The 16,168-nt window shown below is 69.7% G+C and carries 14 protein-coding genes and 1 pseudogene; 9 read left to right on the top strand and 6 right to left on the bottom strand.

Features of this window, described 5'->3' with window-relative positions; all coding sequences use genetic code 11:
* Positions 1–26: 26 nt before the first annotated feature.
* Together B7R24_RS13175 and B7R24_RS13170 are read left to right on the top strand one after the other, a co-directional pair.
* On the top strand, positions 27–1,235 hold the full coding sequence (locus tag B7R24_RS13175; RefSeq protein WP_116419428.1) for a sensor histidine kinase: 1,209 nt from the start codon (positions 27–29) through the stop codon (positions 1,233–1,235).
* Positions 1,232–2,485, top strand: coding sequence for a hypothetical protein (locus B7R24_RS13170; protein ID WP_147304038.1), 1,254 nt, complete (start codon positions 1,232–1,234; stop codon positions 2,483–2,485). Before B7R24_RS13175 ends, B7R24_RS13170 begins: the two co-directional genes overlap by 4 nt.
* On the opposite strand, the gene B7R24_RS13165 is transcribed toward B7R24_RS13170, so the two are convergent.
* Positions 2,475–5,165 carry a putative Ig domain-containing protein gene (locus tag B7R24_RS13165; protein WP_147304037.1) on the bottom strand — a complete coding sequence of 897 codons (2,691 nt, stop codon included), beginning with the start codon at positions 5,163–5,165 and terminating at the stop codon, positions 2,475–2,477. The genes B7R24_RS13170 and B7R24_RS13165 overlap by 11 nt on opposite strands.
* Before the next feature lie 270 nt (positions 5,166–5,435).
* On the opposite strand from B7R24_RS13165, the gene B7R24_RS13160 reads away from it, so the two are divergent.
* On the top strand, positions 5,436–5,744 hold the full coding sequence (locus B7R24_RS13160) for a DUF7882 family protein (RefSeq protein ID WP_147304036.1): 309 nt from the start codon (positions 5,436–5,438) through the stop codon (positions 5,742–5,744).
* Between the two features lie 22 nt (positions 5,745–5,766).
* Here the strand turns inward: B7R24_RS13160 and B7R24_RS13155 are convergent, their stop codons facing one another.
* From B7R24_RS13155 to B7R24_RS13140, 4 genes are all read right to left on the bottom strand, one after another.
* The gene (locus B7R24_RS13155) at positions 5,767–6,129 is read right to left on the bottom strand and encodes a hypothetical protein (RefSeq protein ID WP_116419424.1); all 363 of its coding nucleotides are present in this window, start codon (positions 6,127–6,129) and stop codon (positions 5,767–5,769) included.
* Between the two features lie 80 nt (positions 6,130–6,209).
* On the bottom strand, positions 6,210–6,563 hold the full coding sequence (locus B7R24_RS13150; RefSeq protein WP_116419423.1) for a DUF202 domain-containing protein: 354 nt from the start codon (positions 6,561–6,563) through the stop codon (positions 6,210–6,212).
* Entirely contained in the window at positions 6,560–6,922 is a 363-nt protein-coding gene (locus tag B7R24_RS13145) for a YidH family protein (protein WP_116419422.1), read from the bottom strand. The genes B7R24_RS13150 and B7R24_RS13145 overlap by 4 nt, the downstream gene beginning before the upstream one ends.
* A complete protein-coding gene (locus B7R24_RS13140; protein WP_116419421.1) occupies positions 6,919–8,664 on the bottom strand; it encodes an AMP-binding protein in 1,746 nt (581 codons plus the stop codon). The genes B7R24_RS13145 and B7R24_RS13140 overlap by 4 nt, the downstream gene beginning before the upstream one ends.
* 133 nt (positions 8,665–8,797) lie before the next feature.
* Between B7R24_RS13140 and B7R24_RS13135 the strand changes: the two genes are divergently transcribed.
* From B7R24_RS13135 to B7R24_RS13120, 4 genes are all read left to right on the top strand, one after another.
* Positions 8,798–10,120, top strand: a complete 1,323-nt coding sequence (locus B7R24_RS13135; protein ID WP_116419420.1) for a sensor histidine kinase — start codon at positions 8,798–8,800, stop codon at positions 10,118–10,120.
* 92 nt (positions 10,121–10,212) lie between these two features.
* A complete protein-coding gene (locus B7R24_RS13130; protein WP_216363699.1) occupies positions 10,213–10,854 on the top strand; it encodes a response regulator transcription factor in 642 nt (213 codons plus the stop codon).
* A gap of 93 nt (positions 10,855–10,947) precedes the next feature.
* The gene (locus tag B7R24_RS13125) at positions 10,948–11,844 is read left to right on the top strand and encodes an ABC transporter ATP-binding protein (protein ID WP_116419418.1); all 897 of its coding nucleotides are present in this window, start codon (positions 10,948–10,950) and stop codon (positions 11,842–11,844) included.
* A 35-nt stretch (positions 11,845–11,879) separates the two neighbouring features.
* On the top strand, positions 11,880–12,932 hold the full coding sequence (locus B7R24_RS13120) for an ABC transporter permease (RefSeq protein ID WP_116419470.1): 1,053 nt from the start codon (positions 11,880–11,882) through the stop codon (positions 12,930–12,932).
* A gap of 34 nt (positions 12,933–12,966) precedes the next feature.
* Here the strand turns inward: B7R24_RS13120 and B7R24_RS13115 are convergent, their stop codons facing one another.
* Complete coding sequence (locus B7R24_RS13115; protein WP_116419417.1) at positions 12,967–14,340, bottom strand: PPOX class F420-dependent oxidoreductase; 1,374 nt, start codon at positions 14,338–14,340, stop codon at positions 12,967–12,969.
* Between the two features lie 122 nt (positions 14,341–14,462).
* Here B7R24_RS13115 and lipB point away from each other — a divergent pair.
* Both lipB and lipA read left to right on the top strand, forming a co-directional pair.
* Positions 14,463–15,152: pseudogene (lipB, locus tag B7R24_RS13110) on the top strand (lipoyl(octanoyl) transferase LipB); the annotation flags it as partial.
* Positions 15,149–16,138: a lipoyl synthase gene (lipA, locus tag B7R24_RS13105; protein WP_116419415.1), complete on the top strand. Its 990-nt coding sequence runs from the start codon at positions 15,149–15,151 to the stop codon at positions 16,136–16,138. The pseudogene lipB and the gene lipA, both read left to right, overlap by 4 nt.
* Positions 16,139–16,168: the final 30 nt, after the last annotated feature.

The raw sequence follows: 16,168 nt of genomic DNA, 5'->3' as shown, positions 1-16,168 counted from the left end.
AGGGAGGCAGGCGCTATCTTTCTGGTGTGACCTACAGTTCTGGCGTCGCGGACGGCCTCGACACCGCCACCGAGGGCCTGGCGCAGCTGCCCGCCGATCGCCTGCGGCTCGGACACATCTGCGCCCAGGGTTTCGGCATTGTCTTCGCGCTCTCCGCAGCGCTCAACCTGCTGGTGCCCGAACTCGCCCGCATCGCCTCGTTCGGGCCCGCCCTCGCCGGGATGGCCGCTGTCATCACGGGTTTCGCCCTGCTGCCTGGCCGACACAGCGTGCTCACGGCGATCGTGACCTACTGCGCGGGCCTTGGTGCCCTCGCGACATTCCTCCTGCCCGGTTCGGGCGCCGACAACGCGTCGACGGTGGCGACGGTGACAGCCCTGGCGTCATGGGCCATCCCCTCCCTCCTCGTGGCGTTCGGCCACCGCCGCTCGCTCCCGGTCATCGCCGTCGCATCCCTCATTCCGGTGCTGGTGCTCGGTGTCGTCGTCTCTGCGCCGTTCGGGCGGGAGGTCTTCGTGGCGATCGCCATCGTCGGCGGCTGGCTGGCGATGAGTTTCGCCGGTCTGTGGCTGGCGCGCAGCTCCCGGCGTGCCGAGGCAGGGCTCGACCGGCTGCGTCAGGGTTACGCCGCCGAGCGGCGGTCGACCGAGACCGAGGCCGAGCTGCGATACGGCGCACGTGTGCTGCACGACACCGTGCTCGCCACGCTCACGGTCGTGGCCCATTCGGGAGTGGGGGTGCTGCCGTCGTCACTGCGCGCCCAGGCGGCGGCCGACGCCCTGATGCTGGCCCAGCTCCGCACGGGCGGCATCATCGGCGGGAGGCCGTCGCATGCCACGGGAAATGCGGAGGTGACTGCCAACCGTGAGCTGCACAGCACGATCGACGCCTGGAGCTTCGCGCACGACTTCGACATCGCCTGGCACGGCGACGACCATGTCGATGCTGCCCCGGCCGAGCTCGATGCCCTGGTGCGCGCGGTGTGGGCGAGCCTGGAGAACGTCAGGCTGCACTCGGGCGAATGCCGGGCCGAGGTCACGATCAGCCAGGATGCACGGCTCGTGCGTGCGGTCGTGACCGACACCGGCGTGGGTTTCGATCGCGATCTCATTCCGCGCGGCCGCCTGGGCGTGGCGGAGTCGATCGAGGCGCGGATTGCGTCGGTCGGCGGATCGGCGCGGGTCTTCTCCTCGCCCGGCCACGGCACGACGGTGCTGCTCGAGGTGCCGCGGTGAGCGTTCGTCGGGAGCCTCGGGCCGGCGAACGGAGCCATCTCGGCACGCTCGCGCAACTGGTGGCGGCCAACCGGGCCGGGCCGGTCGCGATCAGCCGCCTGCGCACCCGCATCCGTCAGGACCGCAACGTCAGCGCCGGCTACCTGGGGCTCGGTTTCACGGTGCTCGGCGGGCTGCTGATGGTGCGCGGCCTCTTCTCCCTCGGCTGGTCGTGGTCGAACGGCCCGTCGCGGTGGATCTCGCTTCTCGCCTGGGCGATCCTCGTGGCCACCTTCATCGCGGCGGTCGTTGTCGCGCGCCGGAGCGGTGGCATCATCCCGGGTCGCTTCTGGCGCCTGCTGACGGTCGCGGGTGTGCTCGCAGTCGCGGTGGACTTCGCTGCGTTCGCCCTCGACGGCGCCCTCACGCCGTTCTACCCGACGGCTGTGATCGGGTTCGGGGCCTGTCTGTTCGCCTGCCTCCCGCTGCAGCCTCTGCGGCGCGGTATCGCCGGTTCGATCGCCCTCACGGTGAGCGGCAGTGCGTCGGTGCTCGCGGGTCTGCTCCTGGATCCGGCCAGTCTTCCTTCGGCGGTGACAGGGTTGCTGCTGGGACTCACACCGGTGGTGGCCGGCATCACCATGATCGGTGCGGCGGACCGCTACCTCGCGCGGAAGATCGACCAGGCGGTGACAGAGAGCCTCGTGACTGCTCCGGCCCTCGGTCTCGGGGTGGCCGCGGCATCCGAACTCCGCCGCCTCGACCGGGATGCCGAACGGTTGCTTTCACTGGTGGCCGAGCTGCCGGCTGCAGAGCCCATCGACGATGAGACCGCCGCTCGCGCCGAGACGCTCAGCGACGAACTGCGCCTCGCGCTGGTGGCCGACCACGAGCAGACCTGGCTGCAGATCGCCGTGGCGGAGTCAGACCACCTCAGCCGCACGGTCACGATCGACGATCCGGCCGTTCTCGCGGCGAGGCTCGAGCCCGCGCAGCGCAGGAACCTTCTGGCCCTGGCCTGGCTCTCGGTCGCGCAGGCCACGGCCCCCGCCCTCGACATCGCCTTCGTCGACGCTCCGCACAGCCACACGCCGGGCGCCGCGTCACGGGTGGTGTTCTCGATCACCGGCACGCGCCGCCGCGGCATCGACCCCGGTGTCTGGCCGCTGTTCAGCCGCCTCGGGCACCACACCATCGTGCTGGGTGCCGACCGCGCCTCGGTGACCGTCGATGTGTCGCCGAGCACGCGGCCGGCCCGGGTCAGCCCCTGATCCGGCGGTGACGGATGATCGTCAGCACGGCCCCGATCGCGAGCAGCACCAGCGCCAGGGGGAAGTAGAGTCCCGAGTCCGAACCCGTCGCCGCCAGGCCGGTGCGGCCGGGCTTCGCCGCCGGAGCGATCTGCCCCGGCTCTGCCGGCACGGTGCCGGATCCGGCATCGGCGATCGTTATGGTCTTCGTCATCGGCGCCTGCGCGGGATCGCTCAGATTCGCCACGGTGAGGGTGATCGTTCCTGCTTTCGTCGGCGTTCCGGTGAGGGCGCCGGTGTCGGCGTTCAGAGTGAGCCCGGCACCGGTCAGATCCGGCAGGCCGAGCTGGTTGATCGGAGCGTTCGGCGAGTAGTCCACCCCGCCGGGCAGCGACTTTCCCACCAGGCCGATCTGGATGTTCGTTCCGGCTGCGGTTACCGTCTGGGCGTCGTACGGTGTTCCCACGGTGCCGGAGGGCAGTGCATCCGGGTTCAGCACGGTGGGCGTGTCGGCGACATGCACGGTGAACGTCTGGGCCGACCACACCGTGGAGACGGTGAAGGTCGTCTCACCCGCGGCAGTCGGGGTGCCGCTCAGAACGCCGGTCTTCGTGTCGAAGTCGAGGCCTGCCGGAATGAGGCCGGCGATCGACAGGTCGAGTCCGTCGGGCGCCGATGTCACCGTGTCCGTCGAGAATGCCTGGCCGACGGTCGCCTGCAGATCGGGTGTCGATGCCCAGGTGGTCGGTTCGCCGGCGACATGCAGTGAGAAGCTCACCTTCTGCGGGGAGCCTCCGCCCAGAGGGGTGTCGGTCACCTCGAACGGGTAGTCACCGGGCGTGGCCGGAACCCCGCTCAGCACGCCATCTGCGGAGATGCTCAGCCCGTCGAGCGCGGAGGCGTCGCTGGAGAGGCTCATGCCGGTTCCGGGGGTCGCCACGAGCGGTGTGCTGTACTGCTGACCGAGGGAGGCGTCGGGTACCAGGCCCACGAAGTTCGTGGCCGTCGTCTGGGCCGAACCGGCGAGGCGCGGTTGCAGCTGTGCGGTGGCCACCGTGATGGCCGGGGCCGATTCGCGCCTGGTCGCCGGGCCGATCTCCCGAACGACGACGCCGAGGAACGCGGAGGCGGGGCTCGGCGGAACGAGCTGGTCGGGAACGGAGTAGCTCGGCGCGGTCGCTCCCGGGATGGCGCTCGGCGTCGTGCTGCCCTGGGCGATCGTGTACCACTGGTACGCATAGATCGGGGTGGGGTTCACTCCGGGGATGTTCCACGTTCCGGGGCATGCGTACACCGTGCTCCCGGCGCGAGCCGAGGCGGCCGTGGTGCAGGCGGCACTTCCGGCGAGGGTCGGCGGGGCGACGTTGATCGAGGGCGGTACGGCATCGCAGTCCTTCTGCGTCGACGACTGCACGACGGTGTAGGTCAACGGGCTGGAACCCGTGGCCGTGAGGGCGGCGGGCAGGATGCTCGTGGCCGGCATGTACCAGGTGAACGCCCCCGGGCGCGTGGTCGGCTCGTCGAGGCCGAGCTTCCAGAGGCCGGTGAACTGCAGCACCTGGCTCTCCCACGTTCCCATCAGCCACTCGCCGGGCGCAAGCGTCGGATCGACCTCGGTCGTGCGCGTCTCGGTCGAGGTGTTGGCGGTGACCTTCTGGTGCTGCCAGGTGAAACCGATCTTGCCCGTCTCAGAGAAGAGGTCTTTGACGCCCACCGTGAGGGAGTACTCGGCCGACGTCGTCTCGGTGTCGGAGATGCTCACCTGGTGCGCGTAGCTGCCGGCGGTGACCAGCTTGACCGGCAGCGGTGTGCTGCTGGCGTTGTGCATCGAGGGGAGCGTGGTCGAGACGGTCGTGCCACATCCCGCACTCCGCGTGGTGAGGGTGCCGAGCGCTGCGGCCGCCTCGCTGCCCGCAGCCGAGAACGTGGCGGTGGCCGGATCTGTGCCTGTGCTGACGGAACAGGGGGAGTTCTCGTCGGGCCCGTCGTACCCGGCGCAGTGGTTGGTGGCGTACTTCAGGGAGAGACCGAGAATGTGTTCCCACTGGCGGTTGACGCCGAGTGCGTCGAGCGGGTCGTTCAGAATGCGGAACTGCTGGAAGCTGGTGTTGTCGTCGCAGGGTTGCAGGCGCGCGCCGAAGTCTCCCTCCGGTGCGAGGCCGTGGTTGAAACTGCTCAGGCACTTCTTCCCCGACACGGAGACGATGTGGAACACGTGGTCGTTGTAGTCGGAATGGGGTGCGGCCGTGGGACGCTCGACCGCGGGAATGAAGTAGAAGGCCTGGGAGGGGTCTTCGATGCAGTCTCCGAAGATGCCGACCTCGCGGAAAATCTGGAAGCCGCCGGCCGCCCAGGTGTCGAGGCACCGTCCGCCGCTCATCAGCTTCACCCGGCCGTCGGCGTAGACACCGATGTTGATCGAGGGATAGCCGGCATCGTCGACGGAATCGGCCGGATGGCCCATCACTTCGATCTTGACACCGCTGCCGGGGTTGCCGAGCAGCGGGATGTCGGCTCCCGATGCCGATGCCGCTGCCGCAGCCGATGCCGCTGCCGATGCCGCTGCGCTCGGGGTCGCCGCGCTGGCGGGGGAGGCCAGAAGCACCCCGCCGACGAGGCTGGTCGCGAGCGCGGCTGCGACGCCCATCACCAGGGCGACCCGCGGGCGCCTCCGGGGAGCAGCGGAAGAGTGTCGGGTCATGGCGATCCTTCGGTCGGGCGGCTCTGTTCGTCGGCGCGATGCCCCGTCTTCGGCGCCGCTCGGAGCCAACTCTCCCGCGCGGGCCACGGCGCCGGGCAGTCCCCTTTGGGGTGAACGTGGCGTCATCGCGCCACCGGCGCGGGTGTCGGGTGTCGGCTGTCGGATGTCGCGTAGGATCGCCCTGTCGAGCGGTGCGGTTCTGTCGCGCGATGTTCCCCCGGCCACGCGCGTTCACCGAGTGCCGCGCCTTCGAGACATCGAGTATCCACTGTGGGCACACTGCTCTATGGCCCCGCGGCCAAATCTGTGAACATCGACGACCGTGATCTGGCGCACCTGCAGGCCGTCATGGTGGCGAAGCTGAAACGCGGGGAGAGCTTCTCGTTCAGCTGGGAGAGGTCATCCGACTTCGGCAGCGGGCACAGCACGCTGTGGATGCATCCGTACATGCACCTGGAGTTCACCTACCAGGGATCCAAGCGCATCCCGCTCAACCGGGCCTGGGTCGAGGTGCTCATGAATGCCGCCAACAGCTCTTCGGGGCTCGAACTCATCGCCGAGAGCAGGGCGCTCGGCTGAGCAGGGTGCGGGCTGGGCGGCCTCAGTCCAGGTCGGCGGTGTCGAGGTCGGCCAGATCGATGCCGAGTGCACCGCTGGAGGGCCTCACCTGCGGGTGAGCGCCGAGCAGCGAGCCCTTGCGCGAGAGTTCGCCCACGAGGGCGGCGTCGTCGAGGTCGGTGTCGTCGGTCTTCGCTCGATCGGGCACGGCCGAGCAGTAGAGCTGGGTGTTCGGACCCAGCAGCAGGTTGGAGAAACCGCGCTGGCCGTCGATGAGCACCGGAACGGTGATGCGGTCGGTCTTGCCCGCGTTGGCCAGCGCGACGGCATAGTCGAAAACGGCTGAGCAGACGTCGAAGCTGACCGTCATCACGCCTGATCCGTAGTGCAGCTCTCTCATGGTCACAGTGAACCACCCTAAACCACGTCGTCACCTGTTTCTTCGAGGCGGTTGGCGGCGTCGACCGCAAAGAGGTATAAGCGAGCTCAGCCAGCGTGCAGGGCGACATAGAGCAGCGCAACCACGCCGGCCACGAGCACCGCCGCGGCGAGCACGCCCATCAGCAGCGCGCCCGGCAGGGGGCCCGGCGCCCGCCGGTTCGTCGTCAGTGCCCCATGGGTGTGACGGTAGCGGATGCCCGACCGAGCGAGCACGAACAGCCCGAGCAGCGCCCCCAGGACACCGAGCCCGATGCCCCCCCAGCCGGTCGTGGGGGCGAGCACCCGCGCTCCCACGAGCGAGCCGGCGATGAGGGCCAGTGCGGTGCGCTGCCAGGCGAGAGCGGTGCGCTCCACCTGCAGGCCCGGGTCGAAGACGTCGTTCCCGTCGCCACCGCTCATCTCAGCGCATACCCGAGAAGCAGCAGCACGCCCACCACGCTGACCACCACCGCCAGGGGTGCCGCCAGCACCGACCCCGGCAGTGCCCGCCCGGCCCGCATCGCCTGCTCCACCCGCGCCCAGCCGAACCAGGCCTGGAGTGGCGCGGCGATGCCCGCCAGCACCAGCACGAGGGCCGCCGCGAGGCGAAGGCCCGGTTGCACAGGCAGCTGCAGCGCCTCGAGGGCGACTCCGCCGGCGATCAGAGCCAGCGACGTACGGATCCACGCCAGGAACGTTCTCTCATTCGCCAGGGTGAAGCGCGGGTCGGGCTCGGACCCCTGTGTGAAGACCCGGCGCGGAAACCTCGCTGCACTCATCGCCCGGCGGCCCCGGCGTTCGGGGCGGTCATCTGCTCGACGCGCCATTCACCGTCCCGCACGATCCCGTCGCGATGGGCCGCTTCTTCGCGCAGCCGCAGGTCGACACGGCGGATCTTTCCCGAGACCGTCTTCGGCAGCTCCGCGAACTCGATCCGTCGCACACGCATGTACGACGGCATGGTCGCTGCCGAATGCTCGAAGAGCGCTCTGGCGGTCTGCTCGTCGGGCGCCCAGCCCTCGGCCAGCACGATGTACGCTTTGGGCGTCGTCAGCCGGGTCTCGTGCGGCGCCGGCACGACGGCCGCTTCGACGACGGCCGGATGCTCGATCAGCAGGCTCTCGACCTCGAACGGCGAGACCTTGTAGTCCGACGACTTGAACACGTCGTCGGTGCGGCCGATGTAGGTGATGTCGCCCCGCTCGTCCCGGGAGGCCAGATCGCCCGTGTGGTAGAACCCGCCGCGCATCACCTCGTCGTTCCGTTCGGGGTCGTCGAGGTACTGCGTCATCAGGGTGAACGGATGCGCGGCGAGGTCGAGACAGATCTCGCCCTCGTCACCGAGCGCGCCCGTCGCCGGATCCACCAAAACCACCGGAACGCCGGGCAGCGGCCGCCCCATCGAACCCGGCTTCACCACGGTGCCGGGCGTGTTGGCGACGGAGGCGGTCATCTCGGTCTGTCCGTAGCCGTCGCGGATGGTCAACCCCCACATCTCCTCGATGCGCGAGATCACCTCCGGGTTGAGCGGCTCCCCGGCCGAGAGTACTTCGCGAAGCGCGCGGGGCCGCACGACATCGTGCGCCTGGATGAGCATCCGCCACACCGTCGGAGGAGCGCAGAAGGTGTTCACCCCGGCCCGGTCGAGCTCGCGCGCGAGCGTCGCCGCATCGAACTTCGTGTAGTTGTAGACGAACACCGTGGCCTCGGCGATCCAGGGTGCGAAGATCAGGCTCCACGCGTGCTTTGCCCAGCCCGGTGAGCTGATCGCCAGGTGAACATCGCCGGGCCGTACGCCCAGCCAGTACATCGTGCTGAGGTGGCCCACCGGGTAGGAGGTCTGGGTGTGCTCGACCATCTTGGGCTTGTTGGTCGTGCCCGAGGTGAAGTAGACGAGCAGCGGATCGGCGGCCGCCGGGGCGGCGGCGATGTAGTCCGCTCCAGCCGCCGGCGACTCGCTGTACGACGCCCAGCCCGCCGGTGCGTCGACGCCCGCCGCGCCCGTCTCGGTCCCGTGCACGCTGATGCGGGTGTAGTCACCGTCGACGGAGTCGAACTTGCCGGTGTCTGTAGCGTTCGCGATGACGTGGGAGATCCGCGCGCGCGCGATGCGATCCCGGAGTTCGGCCGGGCCGAGTGCGACGGCGCCGGGGACGATCACCGCCCCGATCTTGCTGAGAGCCAGAACGCTCTCCCACAGCTCGACCTGGTTTCCGAGCATCACCATGACCCGGTCGCCCTGCTGGATGCCGTGGGCCGACAGTCGCCCGGCGACGACGTCGGAACGACTCGACAGGTCGCTGAAACTGTACGTCGCCTCGCTGCCGTCTTCCTCGACGATCCGCAGGGCGGGTCTGTCGTTCTTCTCCGCGATGACGTCGAACCACTCCGTCGCCCAGTTGAAGGTGGGCCCGATCTCGGGCCAGCGGAACTCGTCGACGGCGCGGTCGTACTCGCTCGCCAGTCGGACGAGCTGGTCTCGGGCCGCGCGGATGTTCGCGGTGTTGCGGGTCTCGCCCATGTCTCGTCATCTCCTGTGAAGACGGGGGACCGTGCCCTCATGGGCGCTCCGGATCCCGTCAGGCCCAGTGTACGACTCGGGTATCCGTCTGGCGGGGGATGACCGGGCCCACCGTGCTTGGTACCGTGGGGCCATGGCTGAAAGCACCCCGACGGCCGGCGCCTGGCAGCGGCAGCGTCCCTCACCGGCCGCCCTCGGCAGGGATGCCGCGGTTGCGGCGGTACTGGTTGTCGCCACGGTCGGAAGCGCCTTCGTCTACGCGTCGATCACGAGCTTCACCCCACCGGCGTGGTGGGTCTCGGCGCTCTGGGCCGTTGTGATCGCGGCGCCGCTGGCGTTTCGTCGTCGTCTTCCCGCCGTTGTGGCGCTGGTCGTCGCGGCTGCGTTCGTCGCGGGCCAGCTGCTCTTCGTGCCCGAGGTGCTATTCAGCAACATCTGTCTCTTCGTCGCCCTGTATTCGCTCGGGGCCTGGGGGGTGAATCGCACGGTGGCGAAGCTCGTGCGGCTCGCGATCATCGTCGGGATGTTCCTCTGGCTGTTCTCGACCCTGGTCGTGAACGCCTCGAGCCCGGGGCTCGGCGAGTTGGGTGCCGGGCATGGAGCGCTCGATCCGTACATCGCCCTGGCGTCCATCCAGGTGCTGCAGAACCTGCTCTACTTCGCCGCGGCCTACTACTTCGGCAACAGCGCGTGGTCGTCGGCCCGTGCCCGCGAGCTGCTCGAGGAGCGCACCAGAGAACTGCAGGCCGAGCGCGAGCGCAGCCAGCGCCAGGCTGTCGTGCTGGAGCGGATCCGCATCGCCCGCGAGCTGCACGACGTGGTCGCTCACCACGTGTCGGTGATGGGGGTGCAGGCCGGGGCCGCCAGGCGGGTGCTGGCGAAGGTCGACAGCGACAGCGACGGTGAACTGCTCGACAAGGCGGTGACCGCCGTCGCAGCCATCGAGGAGAACGCGCGGGTCGCCGTCAACGACCTCCATCACCTGCTCGGCGCCCTGCGCCAGTCAGCCCCACCCCTCACTCTCGACGACGCCAGCAGCCTGGGGGTCCCCCAGCTCGAGGCTCTGATCGACGAGACCCGGTTGCTCGGCACGGAGGTCGACTTCTGGGTCGTCGGAACTCCGGGGGCGCTCTCACCCGCCACCAGCCTCAACGTCTACCGCATCGCGCAGGAGGCGCTGACCAACGCCCGCAAGCACGCGGGGCCGGCGGCGCGAGTGGATGCCCGGCTGCGCTACCTCGACGGCGCCGTCGAGATCGAGGTGAGCGACAACGGGCGCGGCGGTGGTTCGCGCCCGGGCGCGAACCCGGATGTCGAGCCGGGCGGCCTCGGCCAGCTCGGTATGCGCGAGCGGGTGGATGCCGCTGGAGGCGTACTGGAGGCCGGACCGAGGGCCCGCGGGGGATATGTCGTGCGGGCGCGATTCCCGGTGACACCGGCCAGGGTGCCGCAGTGACGACGGCCGCGGCATCCGGGGTGCAGGCGGCTGCGCCCGCCATCCGGGTACTGCTCGTCGACGACCAGCAGCTCGTGCGGGTCGGGCTGCGGATGATCCTCGAGACCGAAGACGGCATCGAGGTGGTCGGCGAGGCCGTCGATGGGGCTGAGGCGATCACGATGGCCGCGTCGCTTCGGCCCGACGTCATCTGCATGGACGTACAGATGCCCGGCACCGACGGACTGGAGGCGACCAGACGCATTGTTGCGAGCGGCTCGCACTCGGGCATCCTGATTCTGACGACCTTCAACCGCGACGACTACCTGTTCGACGCCCTGAAGGCGGGGGCGAGCGGTTTCGTGCTGAAGAACGCGACCCCCGAAGCAATCGTCGAGGCGGTGCAGGTGATCGCCCGGGGTGAGGCGCTGCTCTCGCCCGGCGTCACACGGTCGGTGATCGAGCGCCTCATGGCGGCGCCCGGCACCGCAGACCCCGCGGACAACGCCCGCGTGCGGCCCGTGCCGGCTCCCGGGCTCGACGACCTCACCGGGCGGGAGCGCGAGGTGCTCGGGCTGCTCGCCGCCGGTCGCTCGAACGCCGAGATCGCCCGAGTGCTGTACCTCGGCGAGGCCACCGTGAAGTCGCACGTCTCGAAGATCCTGGCGAAGCTGGGCCTGCGTGACCGCATCCAGGCCGTCGTCTTCGGCTACGAGAACGGCATCGTCGTTCCCGGGGCTCCTCCGCCCGGCTGAGAGCGGCCCACCGTGCGGCTGATGCGGGCGCGCTGCAGTCTCTCGTAGCGTGGGGTCATCGCGCACGCAGACCGTGCAGAGATCGGAGGAACCATGCTCGACGTAGCCCATGTCTCCCGGTCGTTCGGGGGCCTGAAAGCCCTCGACGACGTCAGTTTCACCGTCGGGGCGGGTCGGATGACCGGGTTCGTCGGCGGCAACGGAGCCGGCAAGACGACCACCATGCGCATCATTCTCGGGGTGCTCTCGAGCGACTCCGGGCAGGTCTCGCTCGATGGCCGGGCGCTCTCGAGCGCCGACCGGGCCCTCTTCGGCTACATGCCGGAGGAGCGCGGCCTCTACCCCAAGATGAAGGTCGCCGAACAGATCGTGTACCTCGGCCGGCTGCACGGCATGTCGCCGGCCGCTGCGAAGGCGAGCACCGACCGGTTGCTCGAACGACTGGCCCTCACCGAACGCGCCAATACGACGGTCGAGAGCCTCTCGCTCGGCAACCAGCAGCGTGCGCAGATCGCCGCCGCGCTCGTGCACGACCCCGAGGTGCTCGTGCTCGACGAGCCGTTCTCGGGGCTCGATCCGCTGGCCGTCGAGTCGGTGCAGGGCGTTCTGGCGGAACACGCGGCCCGGGGGGTGCCCGTGCTCTTCTCCTCGCACCAGCTCGACATCGTCGAGCGCATCTGCGACGACCTCGTCGTCATCGCGGGCGGAACGATCCGGGCGAGCGGGTCGAAGGCGACCCTGCAGTCGCAGCACGGCGGGTCGCGGTACGAGATCGAGCTCTCGGTCGATGCCGGCTGGATCCGTGACCTCGAGGGCATCACGGTGGTCGACTTCGACGGCGGGTACGCGCGGTTCGACGTCACGCCGGGTGCGCCCGGTGTCGCCGCCGCCCAGCAGGTTCTGACCGAGGGGCTGCGGCGCGGCAGCGTGCTGAGGTTCAGCCCCGAACACCCCTCTCTCGCCCAGATCTTCAAGGAGGTCATCCAGTGAACGGCACCTGGCTCGTCGCGCAGCGCGAAATCACCATGCGGCTGCGCAGCAAGGCATTCCTCATCTCCACGGGCATCCTGATGCTCGCCGTGCTCGCCTCTGTCGTGATCGGCGGTCTCGTCGGAGGCATGGGCTCGCTGCCGAAGGTCAGCGTCGTCGAGGGGTCGCCGGTGGCGGCGAGCGTCCAGGCGGTCGAGGGTCTCGACGTGCGGCTGGCGCCGTCGACGGATGCCGCGGAGGCGCTGGTGCGCGACGGCACAGTCGATGCAGCGGTGCTCGGGGCCGACGGGGCTTCGGGTACGGGCGGTTCTGCGCCCTCTGGGTACACCGTCATAGCCCTCGACTCGGCCCCGACGGCTGTGGTTCAGGCGCTCAGCGTTGCTCCGACCGTTCAGCTGCTCGAGCCCAGCGACCAGAACCCCCTGATCGTGTACTTCGTGGCGCTCGCCTTCGGGCTGGTGTTCTTCATGTCGGCGATCACGTTCGGGTCGACGATCGCCCAGAGCGTGGTGGAGGAGAAGCAGACCCGGGTCGTCGAGATCCTGCTGTCGACCATCCCCGTCCGGGCCCTGCTGGCCGGAAAGGTGCTCGGCAACAGCCTGCTCGCGTTCGGGCAGATCGCGGCCATCGCGGTGCTCGCCGGCATCGGGTTGCTCGCGACCGGCCAGAGCACGCTGCTCGCGAGCCTCGGGCCGTCGATCATCTGGTTCGTGGTGTTCTTCGCCTTCGGTTTCGTGCTGCTGGCCTCGCTCTACGCGGCAACCGCGGCGCTCGTCTCCCGCCAGGAGGACATCGGGTCGGTCACCGCACCCGTGACGATGCTCGTGATGATCCCGTACTTCCTGGTGATCTTCTTCAACGACAATCCGCTGGTGCTCGGCATCATGTCGTACGTACCGTTCTCGGCACCGGTCGGGATGCCCATGCGACTGTTCCTCGGAACAGCCCAGTGGTGGGAGCCCCTGCTGGCGCTCGTGGTGCTCGTGATCGTGACGGCGGGCGTGATCGTGCTCGGGTCGCGCATCTACAGCAACTCGCTGCTCCGTACGGGCGCCCGCGTCAAGCTGCGCGACGCCCTGCGCGGCTGACGCCCCGGCGCGTGCGCGGGATGCTCGGGGAGGGTCAGGCGGCGGGCGGGGTGATGCGCAGCATCACGCGCGGCTTCTGCCGGCGGGCCGCGATGCGCTCGACGAGCATCACGACGCGGTACTCAAGGCCGTACTTCTCGCGGAACGCCCGGGTCAACCGCTCGACGTCGGCCGGCGCGTCGAGGATCTCGGCGACGCCCTCCGTCGGCAGCGCTCCCTCGGGCACCTTCCCCGTTCTGTTGCACGGTGCCAGTTCGACGCGGGAGTTGTTGCGGAGGCGCTTGACCTTACCGCTCTCCGACGGCGTCACGACGATGAGCGCATCGCCGTCGCGCGCCACCCAGACCGGGGTCGGTACACCGACGCCGGTCTTGCGGAACGTCGTCAGCGAGGCGAACTTCTCGCCCGACAGCTGGGTGAGGGTGGCGGGTGCGCCGGAGGCTCCGGACGAAGACGAAGGGGGCCGTGAAGACGGGGGCGTTGCGGGCGGCGGGGTCATGGTTCTGAGCTTACGGTCGCGGGGCGCCTTGTCGCCGCGCAGCACGCTGCCGACGTGCGCGAGAGCGCGCTTCGCCTCCGGGGTCCACGGGGCTCCCACGAAAACGTGGAAGGCGTTCGTGTAGAACCGCAGCTCGATGCGACCGCCTGCGGCCGACACCTTCCGGGCCAGCTCCTGGGCGTCGGCGGCGAGCAGATCTCGCCCACCCTGGTAGACGAACAGCGGCGGCAACCCGGTGAGGTCGCCGAACAGGGGGCTCACGAGCGGCGAGCGGAGGTCGAGGTCGTCGGCCCACCACTGGCCTGCCGTGACCAGACCGGCGCGAGCCAGCATCGGATCGCGCTTCGCGAGCCCGGGTACCTCGGGGTTCCCCAGGGTGATGTCGAGCCAGGGCGAGAAGAGGATGACAGCCCGGGGCTGCGGCTGCTGTGCATCCCGCAGCCGCATCGCGAGCCCGAGCGCAAGCGCGCCCCCGGCCGAGTCGCCCCCCACGAAGACCGGGCCGTCGGAGCGCCGGGCGGTATCGGCCCACACCTCGTCGAGCAGCTCGTACGCGTCCTTCGCGCTGTGCTCGGGGGCGAGACCGTAGAACGGCACGGTGACGGTGACACCGCTCAAGGCGATCAGCCGGGCGAGGATCTGCCAGTGCGGCGTGACCAGGGAGTACACGTATGCGCCGCCGTGCAGATAGACGAGCTGGGCCCCCGTCGCGCCCGTTCTCGGGGTGAGTCGTATGACGCGCTGGCCCCCGACACGGAGTTCCTCGACCGTTGCGAGGCGCAGAATCTCCCTGCTGATCGGAGCGGCCGGCGTGCGGGCGCTCACTCTCGCGACCAGGCTCGATGCGTCTTTCGTGCGGGTGGGCTGGAGGCGCAGAAGCAGACGCGTGACGGCCATCGAGAGCGACATGCGGCCTCCGGAATCTCAGGGTGGGCGGAGCTGTTCTCCGATGCTAGCCGCGAGCTGTACCGGCGACCGTCCCGACCGCTGCACAATAATTGATGAACTGAGTCCAGAAAAGGTATGCTGCCGATATGGTCGATTTCAGGGACGAGGGTGTGGGCCGGCGGATGGTGGAATACCTCGACGGCTGGGAGCTGCAGCGCAGAATGCACGCGCGGGTGGCGGCGCGGGAGACGGGCGACACCGTGCTCCTGCTCGAACATCCGTCGGTCTACACCGCGGGCCGGCGCACGGAGCCCTCCGAGCGGCCCGCCGACGGCACTCCCGTCATCGACGTCGACCGCGGCGGCAAGATCACCTGGCACGGCCCCGGCCAGCTCGTGGGTTACCCGATCGTCAGGCTCGCCGAGCCGATCGATGTCGTTCGCTACGTGCGCGACCTCGAATCCGCGTTGATCGCTGCGCTCGCCGACCTCGGGGTGAGCGCACACCGGGTCGTGGGGCGTTCGGGAGCGTGGGTGGGGCAACCGGGGCTCGAGTCGAAGATCGCGGCCATCGGCATCCGTGTCGCCGACGGAGTCACCATGCACGGCTTCGCCCTCAACTGCAGCAACAGTCTCGAGCCGTATGCGCGCATCGTGGCCTGCGGCATCCGTGATGCAGGGGTGACCACCGTCAGCGCGGTGCTCGGCCGCGAGGTGACGCCCGCCGAGGCGCTGCCCTTCGTTCAGGAACGCCTGGCGCAGCTCTTCGAGGGGCGAACGGATGACCGGGGCCCGGCCGTGCCGCACGCCCGCGTCGGGGTGGTGGCCGCGTGAGCGCCGAGGGGCCCTCGGGCCGGAAGCTCCTGCGACTCGAGGTGCGGAACGCTTCGACCCCAATCGAGAAGAAGCCGGAGTGGATCAAGACCACGGCCCGGTTCGGCCCCGAATATCGGCAGCTGCAGGAGCTCGTGAAGAGCGAAGACCTGCACACGGTGTGCCAGGAGGCCGCCTGCCCGAACATCTTCGAGTGCTGGGAGGACCGTGAGGCCACCTTCCTCATCGGGGGGTCGCAGTGCACCCGGCGCTGTGACTTCTGCCAGATCGACACCGGTAAGCCCGCGGACTACGACACCGACGAGCCACGCCGGGTCGCAGCATCCGTCGCCTCGATGAAGCTGCGCTACGCCACGGTGACCGGGGTGGCGCGGGACGACCTGCCCGACGAGGGGGCGTGGCTGCACGCCGAGACGGTTCGGCAGATCCACGCCTCGAATCCCGGCACCGGGGTCGAGATTCTCGCGACCGACTTCTCGGGCAACCCCGCGCTGCTCGGCGAGGTGTTCGCCGCGCGCCCCGAAGTGTTCGCCCACAACGTCGAGACGGTACCGCGCATCTTCAAGCGCATTCGACCGGCGTTCCGGTACGAACGGTCGCTCGACGTGCTCAGCCAGGCGCGGGCGGCGTCGCTCATCACGAAGTCGAACCTCATCCTGGGCATGGGGGAAGAGAGGGCGGAGATCAGCCAGGCCCTCCACGACCTGCACGATGCCGGCACCGACATCATCACGCTGACGCAGTACCTGCGCCCGTCGCCCCGGCACCTGCCGGTCTCGCGCTGGGTGCACCCGTCGGAGTTCGTCGAGCTGAAGGAGGAGGCCGAGGAGATCGGCTTCCTCGGGGTGCTCGCCGGTCCGCTCGTGCGCTCCTCGTACCGCGCCGGCCGCCTCTGGGCGCAGTCGATGCGCACGAAGGGCCGCACGCTCCCCTCCGCCCTCGCCCATTTCGCCACCGAACCCGAGCCCTTCCTCCAGGCGGTCTGACCCGCGCCCCCGCGCCCCCGCGCCCCCCGC

It is taken from the genome of Subtercola boreus, from assembly GCF_003399645.1.
Taxonomy (GTDB): domain Bacteria; phylum Actinomycetota; class Actinomycetes; order Actinomycetales; family Microbacteriaceae; genus Subtercola; species Subtercola boreus_A.
This window is presented reverse-complemented; position numbering and strand designations above follow the sequence as displayed.